Source organism: Ruegeria sp. D6, assembly GCF_056534365.1.
In genome coordinates, this window is sequence record NZ_JBQFPH010000002.1 from 448,275 (window position 1) to 466,102 (window position 17,828).

At 53.3% G+C, this 17,828-nt stretch carries 14 protein-coding genes and 1 tRNA gene; 6 read left to right on the forward strand and 9 right to left on the reverse strand.

The genetic code is table 11. The features are described from left to right. Positions 1–27: 27 nt before the first annotated feature. From ACR0A1_RS09680 to ACR0A1_RS09695, 4 genes are all read right to left on the reverse strand, one after another. Positions 28–2,535, reverse strand: coding sequence for a GcvT family protein (locus ACR0A1_RS09680; protein WP_480867248.1), 2,508 nt, complete (start codon positions 2,533–2,535; stop codon positions 28–30). Positions 2,536–2,675: 140 nt separating this feature from the next. Then, positions 2,676–4,004 carry a hypothetical protein gene (locus ACR0A1_RS09685; RefSeq protein ID WP_480867250.1) on the reverse strand — a complete coding sequence of 443 codons (1,329 nt, stop codon included), beginning with the start codon at positions 4,002–4,004 and terminating at the stop codon, positions 2,676–2,678. Between the two features lie 86 nt (positions 4,005–4,090). Further along, positions 4,091–5,488, reverse strand: coding sequence for an FAD-binding oxidoreductase (locus ACR0A1_RS09690; protein ID WP_480867252.1), 1,398 nt, complete (start codon positions 5,486–5,488; stop codon positions 4,091–4,093). A 27-nt stretch (positions 5,489–5,515) separates the two neighbouring features. Then, positions 5,516–6,502, reverse strand: coding sequence for a 2-hydroxyacid dehydrogenase (locus ACR0A1_RS09695; protein WP_170392503.1), 987 nt, complete (start codon positions 6,500–6,502; stop codon positions 5,516–5,518). Positions 6,503–6,671: 169 nt separating this feature from the next. Here ACR0A1_RS09695 and ACR0A1_RS09700 point away from each other — a divergent pair, with 169 nt between their 5' ends. Beyond that, a complete protein-coding gene (locus tag ACR0A1_RS09700) occupies positions 6,672–7,160 on the forward strand; it encodes an SH3 domain-containing protein (RefSeq protein WP_480706986.1) in 489 nt (162 codons plus the stop codon). Positions 7,161–7,187: 27 nt separating this feature from the next. Here ACR0A1_RS09700 and ACR0A1_RS09705 read toward each other — a convergent pair whose 3' ends face one another. Beyond that, complete coding sequence (locus tag ACR0A1_RS09705) at positions 7,188–7,697, reverse strand: ferritin (RefSeq protein WP_170401952.1); 510 nt, start codon at positions 7,695–7,697, stop codon at positions 7,188–7,190. A gap of 370 nt (positions 7,698–8,067) precedes the next feature. Between ACR0A1_RS09705 and ACR0A1_RS09710 the strand changes: the two genes are divergently transcribed. Continuing rightward, positions 8,068–8,142: transfer RNA gene (locus tag ACR0A1_RS09710), tRNA-Gln, on the forward strand. 182 nt (positions 8,143–8,324) lie between these two features. On the opposite strand, the gene ACR0A1_RS09715 is transcribed toward ACR0A1_RS09710, so the two are convergent. From ACR0A1_RS09715 to ACR0A1_RS09725, 3 genes are all read right to left on the reverse strand, one after another. Beyond that, positions 8,325–8,543 (reverse strand): hypothetical protein, encoded by a 219-nt coding sequence (locus tag ACR0A1_RS09715; RefSeq protein ID WP_223116878.1) that lies wholly within the window; start codon positions 8,541–8,543, stop codon positions 8,325–8,327. Positions 8,544–8,663: 120 nt separating this feature from the next. Then, positions 8,664–8,807, reverse strand: coding sequence for a hypothetical protein (locus ACR0A1_RS09720; RefSeq protein ID WP_170392506.1), 144 nt, complete (start codon positions 8,805–8,807; stop codon positions 8,664–8,666). A 404-nt stretch (positions 8,808–9,211) separates the two neighbouring features. Next, complete coding sequence (locus ACR0A1_RS09725; protein WP_480867254.1) at positions 9,212–10,546, reverse strand: tetratricopeptide repeat protein; 1,335 nt, start codon at positions 10,544–10,546, stop codon at positions 9,212–9,214. Positions 10,547–10,645: 99 nt separating this feature from the next. On the opposite strand from ACR0A1_RS09725, the gene ACR0A1_RS09730 reads away from it, so the two are divergent. The 4 genes from ACR0A1_RS09730 to ACR0A1_RS09745 all read left to right on the forward strand — a co-directional run bounded on the left by ACR0A1_RS09730 (position 10,646) and on the right by ACR0A1_RS09745 (position 14,313). Further along, positions 10,646–10,864, forward strand: coding sequence for a hypothetical protein (locus ACR0A1_RS09730; RefSeq protein WP_480867255.1), 219 nt, complete (start codon positions 10,646–10,648; stop codon positions 10,862–10,864). A gap of 24 nt (positions 10,865–10,888) precedes the next feature. Next, positions 10,889–12,355: a guanitoxin biosynthesis MBL fold metallo-hydrolase GntH gene (gene gntH / locus ACR0A1_RS09735; protein ID WP_480454213.1), complete on the forward strand. Its 1,467-nt coding sequence runs from the start codon at positions 10,889–10,891 to the stop codon at positions 12,353–12,355. 14 nt (positions 12,356–12,369) lie between these two features. Next, the gene (locus ACR0A1_RS09740) at positions 12,370–13,350 is read left to right on the forward strand and encodes a CobW family GTP-binding protein (protein WP_480867257.1); all 981 of its coding nucleotides are present in this window, start codon (positions 12,370–12,372) and stop codon (positions 13,348–13,350) included. A gap of 165 nt (positions 13,351–13,515) precedes the next feature. Then, a complete protein-coding gene (locus ACR0A1_RS09745; RefSeq protein WP_480734679.1) occupies positions 13,516–14,313 on the forward strand; it encodes a transporter family protein in 798 nt (265 codons plus the stop codon). A gap of 1,327 nt (positions 14,314–15,640) precedes the next feature. Here the strand turns inward: ACR0A1_RS09745 and ACR0A1_RS09750 are convergent. Continuing rightward, on the reverse strand, positions 15,641–17,359 hold the full coding sequence (locus ACR0A1_RS09750) for a glycosyltransferase family protein (RefSeq protein WP_170660560.1): 1,719 nt from the start codon (positions 17,357–17,359) through the stop codon (positions 15,641–15,643). Positions 17,360–17,828 lie beyond the last annotated feature (469 nt).

Below are 17,828 nucleotides of genomic sequence, written 5' to 3' on the forward strand. Positions count from 1 at the left end.
TGAGTACCGCCTTATTTCTTGGAAGCGTCAGCCGTCTTTGCGGATTGTTTCGTTCTTCGGATCGTAGGGGCTGTCACAAGTGACGACCGCATCCCACAGCTTGTCCTGCATTTTGACCTGCAGCTTGGTGCCTTCGACCGCCAGCTCAGGCTTCACATACCCCATGCCGATGGATTTCTCGAACGCCACCGAGTACCCGCCCGAGGTCAAACGACCCACGCGCTCACCTTCCGGCGTGTACAGCGCCTCGCGGCCCCAGGGGTCGGCATCGTCCGGTCCGTCGATCAGCAGAGTGCAGCACTTCACGCGCACGCCGGTCTCTTCCAGCTTGGCTTTGCCATAAAAGTCTTTCGACAGATCAACAAAGCGCGGCAGGTCAGCTTCCAGCGGGGTCGCGTCGCGGCCCAGTTCGGTGCCGAAGGCGCGATAGGATTTCTCCTGGCGCAGCCAGTTTTGGGCGCGGGCACCTACCAGTTTCATGCCGTGCTTTTCACCGGCCTTCTCCAGCAGGTCGAACAGATAGTTCTGCATCTCGATCGGGTGGTGCAGTTCCCAGCCCAGCTCACCCGTATAGGCCACGCGGATCGCGTTGACCGGGCACATGCCCAGTTCGATCTGACGGGCCGACAACCAAGGGAAGCGCTTGTTGGACAGCGCGGTTTCCGGATCGGCGTCCTTGATGACCTCTTTCAGAACGTCACGCGACTTGGGTCCGGCGATCGCGAAGACGCCCCACTGGGTGGTCACGTCCTGGATTTCGATGTAGCCGAACTCCTCCATCTTGTCCTCGGCCGCCTTGCGAAGGTAGTCGGCGTCGTACTCGGTCCAGGCACCGGCAGAGACGATGTAGTAATTGTTCTCGCCATTGCGGACGATGGTGTATTCGGTGCGGGTGGTGCCGTGCGCGGTCAGCGCGTAGGTCAGGTTGATGCGACCGACCTTGGGCAGCTTGTTGCAGGTGAACCAATCCAGGAACTGGGTCGCACCGGGGCCTTTGACGACATGCTTGGTGAAGGCCGACGCATCGATCAGGCCAACGCCTTCTCGGATCGCTTTGGCTTCGTCGACCGCATACTGCCACCAACCACCGCGGCGGAAGCTGCGGCTTTCTTTGTCGAAGTTATCAGGCGCATCCAGCGGGCCGAAATAGTTCGGACGCTCCCAGCCGTTGACCCAGCCAAACTGTGCGCCACGCGCTTTCTGACGGTCGTAGGCCGGAACGGTGCGCAGCGGACGGCAGGCTTCGCGCTCTTCGTCAGGGTGGTGCAGGATGTAGACGTGCTCATAGCACTCTTCGTTCTTGCGCGCCGCGAACTCGGTGGTCATCCAGTTCGACGAATACCGCTTGGGGTCCAGCGAAGCCATGTCGATCTCGGCTTCGCCATCGACCATCATCTGAGCCAGATAATAGCCGGTGCCGCCTGCAGCGGTGATGCCGAAACTGAAGCCCTCGGCCAGCCACATGTTGCGCAGGCCCGGCGCCGGACCAACCAGCGGGTTGCCATCAGGTGTGTAGCAGATCGGGCCGTTGAAATCGTCTTTCAGACCGGACTCAGCGCAGGAAGGCACGCGTTCGGCCATCGCCATGTACTGATCGGCGATCCGATCCAGATCCAGCGGAAATAGGTCAGCGCGGAAGCTGTCCGGCACGCCGTGTTCGAACTGCGCAGGAGCGCCATGTTCGTAGATACCCAGAATCCAGCCGCCACGTTCTTCGCGCGCATACGACTCGTTGTCGGCATCACGCACAACTGGATGCTCGGGGTTGCCCGCTTCACGCCATTTGACCAGCTCGGGGTCTTTGTCCATGACGATGAAGGTATGCTCGACCGGGATCGCGGGCATCTTGATACCCAGCATTTTCGCGGTCCGCTGTGCGTGGTTGCCTGACGCGGTCACAACATGTTCGGCGGTGATCACAACCTGCTCATCTGACGGAATGAGGTTGCCGCCCTTTTCGACCATCTTAGTGCAGGTGACTTCCCAGTGAGTACCGTTCCAGCGGAACGCATCGGCCTGCATCTTGCGAACGATGTCGACACCGCGCTGACGCGCACCTTTGGCCATCGCCTGGGTCACGTCCGCAGGGTTAATGTAGCCGTCTTCAGTGTGATAGATCGCGCCTTTCAAGTCGGAAGTTTCGATCAGAGGCCAACGTTCCTTGATTTGCTCGGGCGTCAGCCACTCATATGCAACATCACAAGTTTCCGCTGTGGATGCATAGAGCATGTATTCATCCATACGCTCTTGTGTCTGTGCCATACGCAGGTTTCCGACTACGGCGAAGCCTGCATTCAAGCCGGTTTCTTCCTCTAGTGTCTTGTAGAAATCGACTGAGTACTTGTGGATGTGGGTCGTGGCATACGACATGTTGAACAACGGCAACAGGCCCGCTGCGTGCCAGGTGGAACCGGATGTCAGTTCGTCCCGCTCGATCAGCATCACATCATCCCAGCCCGCTTTGGCAAGGTGATAGGCAATCGAGGTCCCGACGGCGCCGCCGCCAACGACCAGTGCTTTGACTTGGGTTTTCATAGCCGGGTGTCTCCCCTTGAATTCAGTTGACACCATATGGCGCATTTGAGGGGCTCGACGCGACATTCATCCGACCAGTGATATAAGAAAAGCGACCTGAGCGTTGCACCAGGTCACTTTCCAACAGTCGATCTGACGTGTTATCCGCCCCCCAATTTGCACCTTTTGAACGTTCCGGTGGTTGCGCAATCAATGCCCGTTCCGGAACCGCCTCGGTTTACCCGCACGGCAGTTTCTGCTTCGGAATCAGAGCTACCAAAGGCTGACAACAGTCCGGACAGGAAGCCTTCATTTTCGTTTACAGATGCGACTTCTTCAGAGGTTTCCTGATCTTTGAATTTGGCGAACAAATTTCCAAAGAAACCCTCGTCATCTCTGTCTGCCTGCTGCATCTCGTCTTCAAGCAAATCTGTCAGTCCTTTGCGGTATCCGACCTGGACCAAATCATCCGCAGATTCGATTCTGTTCGCGGTCAAGTCGAAGGTGTCTGCCGGCAAACCGTATTGCGCGGCCAAAGTATTTGCGACAAGAGACAACCCATCAATGTTTTCTAGCTTCAAAAGCGCCAGCTCGCTGCGCAGCTTGACAAACTCGCCGCGCAAGGCGGCCATGTTTGTCGCCAGTTCACTTTCTCGTTCAGGATCAAAGAGGGTATCGTTGCCGACGCCAGGCACTTGCTTTTGAAGCAGTGCGTTCAATCCGTCATAATCCAATCGATCTAGAAACGCTCGCAGCATAGGCGCTGGTGCATCGGAATAGACTTGTAAACGAATTTCTTCGCCCAGTCCGATTGTGGCCTTGTAGATTTCAAACCGAGGTTCGACCTCAAGGTCCGTCAGGCTCGCCGTGATCATTGACCAAAACTTTCGATCTTTCACTGTGACGGGTTTGTATCGGCTGTTTTCAAACCTGAAATACGCAGCACCACCAATTATGCCGAATGGAGTGTAGCCACTCGATCCTGCGCCCAACCCTTCGACAGACCTGACGATGTTGCCAGTCAGTGTATTGGATTTAGCGTCTTTCCTGAGTTTCGCCTGTAGCCAGACCGTATGCTCGCCGCTTTCGTATATCCAACTAGAATTATCGAGTTTTCTGGCCAGTTGTTCGGTCTCTTGCACAGCAACTCTTTTTGCAATTGGACGAGCAGCTTCGCTTATTCCGTCCTGCAAAACACCTTCTCGGGCATCGCGGGTAAAATCTGCATCCACGATCGAACGACGCACCCAGCCTTCGCCCGAATCCGGCAGGTACGGCTTGGCCCCCTCTCGCCAACGCTTCTGTCTTTCGCGTTCAATTTCTTCCGCGGCTAGCTCCGCCTGATACAAGTTGAACCGCTGATTAATCGTGTCGACATATCCGTTGAAGGACAACCTGCCTTCGACTTTCTTATCCTGCTGATAATAATCCAGACCTACGACAACCACGACGGCAATCAGCAAAAACCCAATGAAACGCAACGCGCCCATGAATAACCTCGGAATCAAATACTGCTCTTTCCTAGATCATTCACCTAAAATTGAGGCGCTGTTATGGCCGAGCCCAACAATCACGGTCAGAGTACCTTGCCAGGATTCATGATGCTATCGGGATCCAGCGCTGCTTTGATCGCCGCCATATAATTTGTCGCCGCACCAAGTTCTTTCACCAGATAGGGGCGTTTACCCTGCCCTATTCCGTGTTCTCCGGTACAGGTGCCCTCCATCGCAATTGCAAGATCATTTAGCCAACCGACGAATTCCTCTGCACTTGCGACCTCTTTTGCGTCATCCATGTCGATTAACAGAAGTGTATGGAAGTTACCGTCACCAACATGACCCACGATTGGGGCCAGCAAACCCAATTCAGCGGCCTTATCCTGTGCGGCGGTCACACATTCGGCCAAACGCGAGATCGGAACACATACATCCGTAGAAATGCCCCGCGCGCCTGGGCGCAGTTGTAGGCTGGCCCAATACATATCGTGCCGGGCCTGCCACAGCTTGTTGCGCTCTTCGGTTGTCGTGGTGGTGGTGATATCGCTGCCACCAAATTCTTCCGCGATTTGGCCAAAGGTCTCTGCCTGTTCCGCTGCACCGCTTTCCGAACCGTGAAATTCCAGCAGCAGCAGTGGCGTTTCTGGCAAATCCAGTCCCGAATAAGCGTTTGCAGCTTTGACCGACATTTGGTCCAGCAATTCGATCCGCGCAACCGGGATACCATACTGAATAGTCATCATCACAGCCTGACAGGCTGCATCCACCGATGGAAACGAACAGCGAGCTGAACTGATGGCCTCGGGGATACCCTGCAATCGCAATGTGATTTCGGTGATTATTCCCAGCGTGCCCTCGGCACCGATTAGCAAGCGGGTCAGATCAAAACCCGCCGAAGATTTGCGCGCACGATGCCCCGTGCGGATCACTTGCCCGTCCGGCATCACGGCCTCAAGACTAAGCACATTGTCTTTCATTGTCCCATAACGCACAGCATTGGTGCCAGACGCGCGTGTCGCGGCCATGCCACCTAGCGACGCATTCGCGCCCGGATCAATCGGGAAGAACAACCCCTGATCCCGCAGATGGGTGTTCAATTCGGCTCGGGTGACACCCGGTTGGACAACGCAATCTAGATCACCGACATTGACCGCCAATATCTTGTTCATCTGACTCAGATCGACGGATATGCCACCAGCAGGAGCGTTTACATGACCTTCGAGCGAGGTGCCTGTTCCGAACGGGATGACTGGCACCTTGTGCTCGGCACAGGTCCTGACGATATCGGCCACTTCTTCGGTTGAATGCGGGAAAACCACCGCATCCGGACTCTGGTTCTCAATCCACGTTGTCGTGTGTCCGTGCTGCTCGCAGATCGCAGCACCAGATTGCAGCCGGTCTGCGAACCTCTGCTTCAAAATTCCCAGCGCCGTGTCGATCCCGGCCTCGTTTCGCGGCAAAGCAATTGCCTGCACCATTGCGTTCCCCTTTTCTCAGGCCACAGCCTAAAGCATTGCAGGCACAACCTGATCTGGCGGGCGATGACCGTCTTCGAAGGTCTTGATGTTGATAATGACCTTCTCACCCATCTCGATCCGACCCTCAAGCGTCGCCGAGCCCATATGGGGCAGCAGCACCACATTCGGCAATTGCCGGAGGCGTGGGTTCACATCTGTGCCCTGTTCATAAACATCCAGACCAGCGCCTGCAATCTCACCGGCGCGGATCATGCGTGTCAGGGCGTTCTCATCGACGACTTCACCGCGTGATGTATTCACGATCACGGCCGTGGGTTTCATCAATTTCAAACGCCGCGCATTCATCAAATGAAAGGTCGAAGGGGTCGACGGGCAGTTGATCGAGATGACGTCCATCCGCGCCACCATCTGATCAAGACTATCCCAGTAGGTCGCCTCCAGTTCCTGTTCAATCTCGGGGCGCAACCGGCGGCGGTTGTGATAGTGAACCTGCATTCCAAACGCGCTGGCACGTCGCGCAACGGCCTGCCCTATCCGGCCCATCCCAAGAACACCCAAGCGGCGACCACCGACCCGGCCACCCAGCAAGGCCGTCGGGGCCCAACCGGCCCAATCGCCCTTTTGCATCACGCCTAACCCCTCGGGGATACGTCGTGTAACCGCCAGGATCAGAGCCATAGTCATATCTGCAGTATCGTCAGTCAGTACTCCTGGTGTGTTCGAGACAAGGATCCCGCGCTGCCTCGCCGTCGCCACATCAATATTGTCGACACCGGCACCATAATTGGCGATCAGTCGCAATTTCTCACCAGCCTGCCCCAGGATACCGCCATCAATTGTATCGGTTATCGTCGGAACCAGCACATCTGCTGTGTTCACTGCCGCCACCAGCTCTTCGCGAGTCATGGGATCGTCGGTGTCACGCAGTTTTACATCGAAAAGCTCGCTTAGCCGTGTTTCCACCGCTTCGGGCAACCGTCGCGTAACGACAACACTCAGACGTTCTCTTGGCACCTTGACCCTCCTACCGCTTTGCAAACTGCCGCGCGCCATGGCATCGTGGCGCAGGATTACACGGGGCACAAGAACCCCTTGGGCATCGTCTCAACCTTTTTTGCATACGATCCATAGGCATAAGAGCAGACAGGCAGTGAGTGCTAGTTTTTCAGTGAATCGCCATTTTGTGGTGTTGATATCGGTTTTCCTGCTCGTGCTCGGCGCAGTGGCCGTGTCCGCGCAGGAAAAACGCGGTCCAGTGACGAATCTACCGCTTCCACGATATGTCTCGATGAAAGCCGCCGAGGGTAATGTCCGTCGCGGCCCTTCGCTGACTCACCGAATCGATTGGGTGTTCAAACGCCGTGGGATGCCGCTGCAGATCACGGCCGAATATGGAAACTGGCGCAAGGTTCAGGATCGAGACGGTGCCGGGGGTTGGGTGCATTACGCGCTGCTTTCAGGTGTGCGGACAGTTCTTATCGAAGCCGACTTGCTGCCGGTTTACGCGATGCCTGATCCCAAATCGCAGGTGAACGCGCATTTTGAAACCGGCGTCGTCGCCCGGCTTGAAAAATGTTCACCCGATTGGTGCCGCATCTCGGCAGGCGGCTATCGGGGCTGGACCCTGAAAAGCAATCTTTGGGGGGTCGACCCCGCCGAGATTCGGGAATGACGTGCGTGCGCGACAGCGCCGACTGAGCTACTCCGCGCCTGCAGCGCTGCCGCGTTTGGCCAGTTCCTGATCCAACAACAACAGGTTCCATCGGTCCCCGCTGGCCGCCTTGGCCTTGTCCAGGATCGATGTGAACAGGTCTTCTTCCTCTATCTGTTCGGCCAGGAACCAGTTCAGCATATTCTGTGTGCTGTATTCTTTGACCTCATGCGCCAGCTCAAACAACGCGTTGATCTGGCCCGTCACGGTTTGCTCCTGCGCCAGCGCCTGCTCCAGTACATCAACGGGTGATTCATAGTCCGTTTGCGGTTTTGCGATGCCGTCGAGATTTACCCTCCCACCCCGCTTGGCGATAAAGTCGAATATACGCATTGCATGGGTTTCCTCTTCGGCAGAATGCCCCCGAAACCAACTGGCGAATCCAGGCAGATCCTGCGCCTCAAAATAAGCCGACATCGCCAAGTAGGTGTACGAAGCGTGGAGCTCATTGTTGATCTGCTTATTCAATGCTTCTGCAACTTGCGGGTTCAATTTCATTGCTCGCTCCTTTTTCGTGCTGGTTAGCGGACTTTATCTAGCTAGGTCCGAAGCCAAAGACATTCAACTGATAAAGGTAATTTTTATCGCTATTAATCAATAATTTAATCCAATTCTTGTGCTATTGAAACGCAGTCGCAGGAACGAGCGTTGTAGCGCATTTCGGATTGTATCTCGCGACCGCAAAACCAAGGATTGCCAGTTGGATTTTCGTTTTAGAGATCTAGCTTCGCCTCAAACAATCGCCTGACCAATACTCGACCATCCCGACGATCCAACCGCCATCAGACTAAATTGCATATCCACATCAAAATTGTCCAAAAAAGCCCTTGAACCCTGAAAGCAACAGTCGTAGATAGCCGCTCACCGTTGGGGTGTAGCCAAGTGGTAAGGCAGCGGTTTTTGGTACCGTGTATCGTAGGTTCGAATCCTACCACCCCAGCCATGATTTCCCGGAAATCACATACCGAGAAGTTGCACGCCGATTATAGCGTGTTTTCAGCGACTTAAGATCCAGCAATTTCAACTGAGACCCGAGCGTGTGCGCAACAGTGGTCGATTTCCGACCACAGTCCCAGGTCGCGATTCCGACGGTACGAGTTTGGTGTGTTTCGGAGAGGCGGCAGATCAGAGGGCAGAGAAGCGCTTGTGTTGATCTGACCAGATCGCCGGGAAACCCGACCTGATCTGGTAGTCCATTGTCAGGCCATCAATTTGTTCGCCTGAATCGATGGCATCCAGAGCATCAGGCACCAGCATGGCCAGATCGACCACATACTGCACCCGGCGTTTGGAGCTACCTTCTTCTTGAACGATTTCTGAGAAAGCTCTGCCATCATTGATCATCGCCAACCACCGGCGCGCCTTCACAATCCGGTAGACTGTGCTTTTGTCAGATCCTGATCGCTCAACAGTATGTCCTGACTTGCGCATCATCGAAATCGCTGCGCGTGCTGAATGCGGTTGTCAGCCAAAGGCGTTCCGCATCTGCGCAATCGTGGCACCTGCCTTGCGGCACAGCTGTTTCTGTAATTGTTGCTGACGCGTCAGTTTGTTTCGCGCGGATTTGGCAGGCGATTTATTGATTTCTGTATCGGATGAAGTTGTCATTTATGTCTCCACTCTAAGGACACAGGCTGATCCTGCGTCCTGCACTGAGCGGAGCCCGGCTGTTCCGGGCAAATATTGGCGATTTCAGTACCGCTTCCTTACGGACCAAAGTCCAGACAATTTCGGCAGAAAGAGCCACTACCGCCATTAGTCACATTATGAGTTCTAGCTGATGCAGCAAATTGGCCGCCAAACTGCCGTTCGCTGCATTAGCAGCACTGCGCCTCATGAGCGGCGGCTATGCGCGGCAGGCAGACTCTGCAAGTCTGCAATGTCCACCCTCAATCCACAAACGGCGTAGTCCGGTTCAATCGCCGATTTTATCGGCATCTTACCCTTTCGAAGCGGAACTATTTGAATAGATTTTGACGCTCTTTTCGAGGCAATAGTCGCGATACGTTTCGTCAGTATCTGCTCAGTGCCTTTAGTATTATGTTCCGCGTATTGATGTCGTTGTGGAAAATCCTGTCGGCGAGAAACTCGGACGGAAACTCAGGCCATGTCCTGCGCATTTCAGCAACGAGCCGTCGTGCTTCTTCTGAATTTCCCAACTGATCGTGCGCAACGGCTTGGAACAAGAGCGAAGGAGCACTGACTGGCGCTCCAGCAGCTGGCGCTCCCTGAAAAGCTTCAACAACATTTTCGTAGTTCCCGAGCATAAGTTGCGAGACGCCCCAGATGTTTCTCGCACCAAACCTCCCGGATCCTGATTTGGGTCTCTCCGGGTTGCTAACCTCGGCGGCAAATTCCGGGGCGTTAGCCAAGATGGCGGTGATACCTGCAAGGTCGAGAATATGGCCATCATTCGGCGCCAGTTCGACCGACATCCTTGCGTATTTCAATGCCTCGTTTGGCTGGTCTTTGACAGCCAGCACCCAACCGTTTGCGCTGTTTGCCCAGGCGTCGGCCGGGGACAATTGAAGCGCTTTTTCAGACATTTCTGAAGCTTGATTGGAGAAATCATCCCTTTGTGATTCATCCGGCGACAACACCGCCAAGATCGCCAGGACCTGCGCTGATCCGGCATAGCCGTCGGACAGAGCCGGGTCGAGTTCCATCGCGTGCTGGAACATTCCCAGTGCTATCTGCTGACGTTTGACATCAAAAACGGGAAAAAACATGCCTCGGGCTTGGTCTGCAATGTTGGCCGCCTGGAGTCTCGTCAATGATTGTTCACCAAGCGCCACACGTTCTGCTTTCTCGATGGATCGAGTTGTCGGCACAACCTCCCTGTTATCCTGGCTCATCCAGAGGCCAAGCACAGCGACTAATGCAACAACACCTAGTCCAGCAGGCAGCAGTTGCCGCGAACGCCAACGGCCAACTGGATTGTCGCTCTTCAGTTCACTTGATGTACGGTCTTCGATTGTAGATTCGTATGAAAACCGCGGCTTGTATCCGCCGGGATCAACAAAAATGCGAACCCCGTTGCCGTCCCAGTGATCTTCGTAGAACTGATGTAAAAGGCGACGCAGTCGCCTAGCCTCAACGCGAACCAGGTTTTGACCACCAGTACCATCTATGCGCCGCCCATAGACCTCAACAGCGATAGCTTTGCCTCTAATCTGAGCGCTTCGACCAGATAGAGTTTCCTCGACTATATAGGTGAGAAACTGCGTGAGTCGGGGTGAAGCTTGAAATCCGTCGCTTGATACAATTCGACTCAGAGCTTCCCGGATGAGTTCCGGAGAAGGTTGGCCAACTTGTTGATTTATTGGCAAATCGTTTGATTTGTTCAATGTCAACTCACCCCCAACTCACGGTGACTCACTTGGCCTTTGCGGTCAACCGCACTCATCTTGATTTGAGAATAGATAGTGGGCGTCGGGATTTTTCCAGTGACGGTGAACCTGATTGAAGAAATTCCGGAACTTTCCGATGTGCTGTCGGGGCGCATCGAAACGGATGCACTACTCGGCGAGGTCATCGAGGACCTGAAGAAAGCATCTGCGTTTTCGAAAGACGCATCGATCACGGCCTCAGAGCGCGCCGAATGGGCCCACATCAAATCTGAACTTATCAACGAGCTTCGCCAGATGTTGAAGCGCAACCTGTGAGATACTCTAACTGAGGGCCAATCCATGACCAAGGAAGACAATAGAAAAGACCAGGACGACAAACAGGTTCAGGCGTCAGATCAAATTGAAGACCCGTCGCGGCGGAGTGTTCTAAAGGGCTTGGCCACTGGAGCGGCTGCCACAGGGGCGGCTGGGTTTGCGGCAGGAACTGCCGAGGCCCACGAAGGAGACGGCCCTCTAGGAGAAACACTCAAGAACCCATATGGTGGTCGACCCGCAGGTGGCATATCATTGCCGGAGTACTTCCGTCCGACGAAGTACATGACGGGTTCAAATGCGAACTATTTCCCACTGAGTGAGGAATTAGGGCCAGATGAGATGCGCATCTCATTCTGCGGCTCAACACCATATCCGCCGCGCGAAGATCAGGCGGGTACTTGTATCATGGTGGAGTTGGGGAATGGAAAACGGTTCTTCTTCGACTTTGGGTCCGGTTGTGTCCGCAACATCATTGCGATGCAAGTGCCTGGGCAGTTGATCAACGACATCTTCATCTCTCACCTGCATGTCGACCACTATGCCGACATTCCGTATATTTACCCCTTCCGTGCCTGGTCGGGTGGCTACACGCCACTACGCATCCATGGGCCGTCAGGTCGAACGCCCGAGCTTGGCACAGCCGGAATGGTCAAAGGCATGCAACAGATGCTCAAATGGCATCTGGAGGCCTTTGATGTTTTCCCGATTGGGGACGGCTACGAGATCGAAGTCAATGAATTCGATTTCCGCCAAGAAGGTGGTATTGTTTATGACGAAGACGGGGTGACTGTTCGGTCCTGGCCGCGAAGTCATGCCAAGGACGGTGCGGTTGGTTATCGGCTCGATTGGAATGGTCTGAGCTTTGTATGGACCGGCGATGGTCGCCCGGATGAGCTTTCACGAAAATACGGCGAAGGCGTTGATGTCTTTGTAACCGAAATGTCGGGACAGGATATTGGTCAGTTGATGACCTACAAATACGGTATCCCACAAGATCTCTTTAACTACACTATCGATACGCATCACACCTCCCACTATGCCGTGGGTAAGCTCTTTGCTGACACAAGGCCGCGTTTGGGAATGGTGACACACTATACCCAGGATGAAGACATCGACGCTGAAATGCTGGCTGGTATTCGCGCCCACTACGACGGTCTGTTCCAATGGGGTCTCGATGTAGCCGTTGTGAACGTGACCAAGGATGCAATCTGGTACAGGAAAGCTGCACTGCCCGGGAAATCCGGTACTGTGCCACCATTTCGTGAACTGGCTGCGGCGGCAGAGGCCGGGCGTATTGAGCTTCCGGATGAAATCACATTACCGAACCCAAGACTCACTCGCGCAGACCAGCAAGATCAGAAGTATCGAGATATGGAGATCGATCCACGCGAATACTACCCAACTGACGTTTTCCGAGCACCCGGCGGAGACTGGCCGCAGGACTTTACCATCAAAGTTTCGGATGTAATCGGCTCGCGTGATGAAGACTGAGAGGAGATCGAACAATGATTGAATTTGGTTCGACTTCTGCGATCCCTGTTACGATCCTTACCGGCTTTCTTGGAGCCGGTAAGACGACACTTTTGAACCGGATCCTTACCGGCAATCACGGATTGCGAGTGGCAGTTCTGGTGAATGACTTTGGATCAATAAACGTAGACGCCGACTTGGTGGTTGGCCTCGAAGATGATGTGATGAGCTTGGCTAATGGGTGCGTTTGCTGCTCGATACGAGATGATTTGATCGAAACGGTAGAAGCTGTTCTCGCTCGGCCTGAGAAACCAGAATACATCGTCCTTGAAGCAAGCGGAGTGTCGGATCCATCGTCAATCGCGATGACGTTTACGGATCAACGGTTCCGGGACATGATCCGCTTGGACAGCCTAATGTGTCTTGTCGATGCGGAACAGCTATTTGCTGCGCCAGAACAAATGGAACTGAAGCTTCGTCAAATTGCGTTCTCGGACATGGTCATTTTGAACAAGGTTGATCTTGTCGACAGGGCCACAGTTCAGAAGGTGCACGACTGGCTTGGCTCTCGCTTCCGTCGCTATCGTCTTGTCGAAGCTGTAAACGCAGACGTCCCTCTGGACATACTTCTTTCAGTCGGTCGCTTTGCCGCCGAACAGCTCGAAACAGAAATACCCGATCATCACGAACATGGACCAGATTGTGGTTGTCATCACTCTGATCACTCAGACAGCTTCTCAACAACTATGATGAAAGCTGAACGCCCGATAAGCCTATCCTCTCTCAGGAGTGCAATTCGGAAGCTTCCGGGTGACGTTTATCGTCTCAAGGGTTTTGTTTTCAGCGAGGAAGATCCAGATCATCGCATTCTTGTTCAGGTGGTTGGAAAACGTATGGACATCGCGCGGGATGGTGCTTGGGGTGACCGCAGACCCGAAACACGGCTTGTCGCTATAGGCGCACCGGGGGCGCTCTCCGAGGATGTCCTTTCGGATACGCTTATGGAGACAGTTTGAAAGCCAGTTTCGACCAAGTATTTTGGCTATAAGTCAAATAGGTTGGATAATTTCATCCCGTTCGGCGGCGGCGGACTTTGAGTGGGCCATAGACGTCATTGCCAATCTGGCGATCTCAACTGCAAGCCACCCTTGAGAAAACGGCCAGCTGAAAGGAGACCGCCTATGAAACTAAGGTTGCTACGCTGCTCCATACTTGCCGGGGTTGGTGTCCTTTCTGGTACTGCGTGGGCAGAGTCCCAGGAAGAAGAACTAGCAAAGCAACTTGCCAACCCCGTGGCCGCTCTGATTAGTGTGCCATTCCAGCTGAACTATGATCAGAATTTGGGTGCCGACAGAAACGGTTCGCGTTGGATATTGAATGTACAGCCGGTTGTACCCTTTAATCTTACGGACGATTGGAACGTCATATCCCGAACAATTCTCCCAATCGCCTCCATAGATGGTGGCATACCGGGTTCTGGATCCGAGACTGGGCTAGGAGATACTGTTCAAAGCTTATTTCTTTCGCCCAAAAAACCAAGTGCGGGCGGTTGGATCTGGGGGGCTGGACCCGTTTTTCTGCTGCCAACGTCGACAGATAACAGCTTAGGTCTCGGAGAGTGGAGTGCTGGAGTTACCGGCGTGGCACTCAAACAACAGGGTCCCTGGACATATGGTGGCCTGACAAATCACATTTGGGACATTGATGGTGACACCGACATCAACCAGACGTTCTTACAGCCATTTATTTCCTACACAAATTCGAACGCGTGGACGTTCACTATAAACACTGAGTCCACCTACGATTGGGAAAACGATCAATGGTCTGTGCCAATCAACGGTGTTGTCACCAAAGTTACCCAACTCGGGGATCAACTTATTAGCGTAGGCGGGGGGATACGCTATTCGGCCGACGGCCCCGATAGTGGGCCCGATGGTTGGGGCGCGAGACTTGTAGCTACCTTGCTGTTTCCCAAATAGTTGAACCTTTCCTCAGAGAATATCGCTTACCGGATACAGGCATTGCGCGGATGAAAGCGAACGGCAGATTGTCCGCATCTTGAAAGTCATCATGCCTGGATTTGAATGTCCGCTTTGGGCTGCAGACCTGTCTAATGCGTCCGCAGCGCTGAACCGTTGTAGCAATGGCCGATAAGGGCACTCTCCCGCCGTTCTCTGCGGTGGGCATCGATTTGAAGTATAAGCCCTCACCTGCCTTTGATTCCACCTCTGCCATTCGTTCATGCAGCATGCCACAACCGCGCATTCCTGACATTCCAAATCCAGTGTTAGGTGGCAGGTGAGCGGACCAAAGCTGCCGTTCAGCTCGAATCAGCGGGCCCACGAATTTGGCTCCGAGCCGACATCCATAAATGACCTCAAATGCGGCGAACGTAGCCCACTTTGCTGTTATGCATTGCGATGGTGGAAATGCTTCTTCTACGAGCGACTGTAAAGCGAACGAACTGCCGTGAATTTCGCGCAGGAACTCATTTCACCCGTAGGATTTGGTGAAACGGCTCTATCTGCTTTTGATTGGTTTAAGCCGTTGAATTCGAAGACCCATACGGTTGCGCATGGTCTTGATGGTGTGACGTTTATCCACATCGCATCAAATGAAGTCTGGACGCTGACTCTTTTCCCGACGATGAATTACGAGTTGTCTACGCACGGTTCCAAAAACCTAGAAGATCACGGAAGTTGTATTCGGGACGGAGAGTAACTTACGTCACGTTTCAAAACAGATCGATGGTGCGCCCAATCCGATAGCATAGATTTAGCCGTAGACTCCATTTCGGCTGCGGCCAATATAGTTCTTAAGCCATGCACCAAGTGATAATGCGCCTGCCGTACAGCTTTAGGCGGCCGACTTAACTCTTGTGGTTGGTTAGTAAGTCGGCCGCCACAAACCAACCGCGGAAAACCGACGCCACTCCAACGTCCGTTTCTGTACCACGCTTGAGGATCGTGAAATCCATGGCTGTTTGTTTCGAGAGGGTAAGAAACAAAGCGAGAAAAACGCTACCGCTACTTTTTTTCATACCATTTTCAGAAAGAACAAAATTTTTTTACATTTTCCCAACGCAATCGTGAGGTCAATTACCAGGATGGTGTGGATGCCAGAATGTGGTTCTGCAATTACCTTTTCATCACCAATGCAAGCTTCAACAAAAAATTGCCGATTCTGGTAGATTTCCACAGACACCCGTCATCAAGTTGTCAAGGATCACGACAGAGTCGCCTTGGTCCAGAAACTCCCAGGCGATATGGCTGTCGACGTAGCCAGCGTCTCCGGTGATGAGAACAGTCACGAAGCAACCACGGATTGTCCAATGCGGTCAGGCCGACATACTGCTCGGACAAACCGTGGCAACTCAATTTCCGGCCTATCCATAGTCACATAATCGACGGCGTAATCTGCAGCGGCTTTAGAGCGCATTTCGTATTGATCGGATGCTTGAAGAATATATGCAGCTGCTTCGGCCGCAGTATTTACTCGTTCAAGATCCGGGAAGACTGACTCGGGAGCCCCAAAAGGTGCCATCATGGGCCAATTCCGTAGAACCGGTATAGCACCAGTAAGCATGCCTTCGACGAGACTCTCATGACTACCTTCTCTTTGGCTCGTAGATAAAACAAAGCCGATCGACCGGTACCAACTAGCAATGTCGTTTGTATACCCTTCAACTGAAACGCTATCTCCAAACTCAGAAAGTCTTTTCTTGAAATTGAGTTGATATTGCGCTTCAGAGTCCGATACATCGCTACCCCAAGGCTTTCCAACGAAACGAAGCCTCCAGGATGGATCATGCACCTGAAGTTCTTTGAGTATGTCGAGAGCGAATATTGGGTCCTTGTTTGCGGAAGCGTATTGCGTCATACCCAGGGTCTTTTTTGATAACGTCTCGCGCGTTATAAAGTTGAAATTCGACACATCTCTAATATTGGGAATGACATTTGTAACGGTGTCCAAAAGAGCCTTCTCACCCACCAGCGCAGTCAACACCTTACGAATTTGTGGCGCAATGAATACTAACCCATTGATCCTGCGAAAGTTCGCGATCAGAGGGTATGCCGTAAATGCTTCGTAGCTGTGTAAACGAACTATCAGCGGCTTTTCTTCCTGCAAATAGTGACTCATCCAGACAGCGCCCTCCGTCAGCCACTCACAAAAAACGATATCAGCCCAACCAACAAGGTCACTCGCTAACGGATTGCGGTCTGCCAGCGCTTCGCGGATAGCGGTCGCAGAGGGTCGCCCGGCGATGCTCTTTGTTTGGTACGAAATACCCAGTTTGCGATCCGTATTGGGAAACGCCTGCCTGATAATTCCAAAATCGAGGTAACGCACTTCAAATCCATCGTCCTCGAGTGCCTTCGCAGCCAGCGGAAAAAAGTTCCAGTTGTCAGAGACGACCAACACCTTTTTGCACTCGACGGGGGAACCACCATGCGCGCCGCCAACCTGCCCTGCCCTTATAAGGTCCTGCAATTCGATAGGGAAAGAAGCAACGGCGGGATCACCTTCCTGCACGGTTTGTATAAACCTCTGAAAAACTTCGGGAACCAGAAGAGGATGTCCACCCTTGTAAGGCACCCCGAACTTCAGTTCGTGCACCAACCACATATTGAATACACTTCGGCGAGAATTTGCCTCTTCGGCCACACCAAATTGGTCCAACAACTGAATGAACTTTTGGAAATGGCTACGATCCTCGAACGCATTACTCAACACGCCGATCACTGCAAAAGACAGTACCTTGCGGCGGCGGCGCGATTTCAAACGCGAAAGAGCGTCCAGCGACTGTTCGGCATCAAGTTGCAATGCCTTGACCACGGCCAGTGCTTCGAACGTTGCATCAGAACACAACCTGCGGGTCTCAAGTTTCCGTTCGACTTCGTGAACAAGGTCTATTTCCGCTTCTGCAACTAAGTCTGCCTTTCCTGCTCGAACGTCCGCGGCCTTTGCTTTAGCAAGAAGCTGCGCGCCATTCCTCAGCGCTGGATTACAATTCAACGCCTTCAAAATCGTCCCCGACGCTGAACGAAAGTTCTTCTTCTCGAGAGCGTGTTTTGCCGCAGAACGAAGTTTACGTGCTTCGACGTACTTTCTTGGGTGTGTCAGTCGAAAGATTATAGCATGCAATGATGAACTAAGGTGAAGACTGAAGGGCAATTCGAACCACCGATCTGGATTGTATCAATAGATACGCAGAACTATTCTAGGAAAGCGCATCAGTGCAACCGGCGATCCCCTTTATTCAACTGCTATGCCGCATAGTTGCCATACCATTCTAACGCAGCGTTGTTGAACTCAGAACTTCAATCGTATCAGAGGCACACGTTCAAGACGCAATCGTTTCCAACCAGTACAATCCCCGGCACATGACGTTGCTATACAACGACTTGGACACACAATTTAAACCACCGGCTTTTAACTTGAGACAAATCTGGCAGCCCTAAAGTGGTTCCAGCATTCTTCTGGTGAGAAGAGA

Excerpts from the sequence above, each read along its gene's own strand:
- ACR0A1_RS09680 (WP_480867248.1), bottom strand. The coding sequence starts at position 2,535 with ATGAAAACCCAAGTCAAAGCACTGGTCGTTGGCGGCGGCGCCGTCGGG.
- ACR0A1_RS09685 (WP_480867250.1), bottom strand. The coding sequence starts at position 4,004 with ATGGGCGCGTTGCGTTTCATTGGGTTTTTGCTGATTGCCGTCGTGGTT.
- ACR0A1_RS09690 (WP_480867252.1), bottom strand. The coding sequence starts at position 5,488 with ATGGTGCAGGCAATTGCTTTGCCGCGAAACGAGGCCGGGATCGACACG.
- ACR0A1_RS09705 (WP_170401952.1), bottom strand. The coding sequence starts at position 7,697 with ATGAAATTGAACCCGCAAGTTGCAGAAGCATTGAATAAGCAGATCAAC.
- ACR0A1_RS09715 (WP_223116878.1), bottom strand. The coding sequence starts at position 8,543 with ATGATCAATGATGGCAGAGCTTTCTCAGAAATCGTTCAAGAAGAAGGT.
- ACR0A1_RS09720 (WP_170392506.1), bottom strand. The coding sequence starts at position 8,807 with ATGACAACTTCATCCGATACAGAAATCAATAAATCGCCTGCCAAATCC.
- gntH (WP_480454213.1), top strand. The coding sequence starts at position 10,889 with ATGACCAAGGAAGACAATAGAAAAGACCAGGACGACAAACAGGTTCAG.
- ACR0A1_RS09740 (WP_480867257.1), top strand. The coding sequence starts at position 12,370 with ATGATTGAATTTGGTTCGACTTCTGCGATCCCTGTTACGATCCTTACC.
- ACR0A1_RS09745 (WP_480734679.1), top strand. The coding sequence starts at position 13,516 with ATGAAACTAAGGTTGCTACGCTGCTCCATACTTGCCGGGGTTGGTGTC.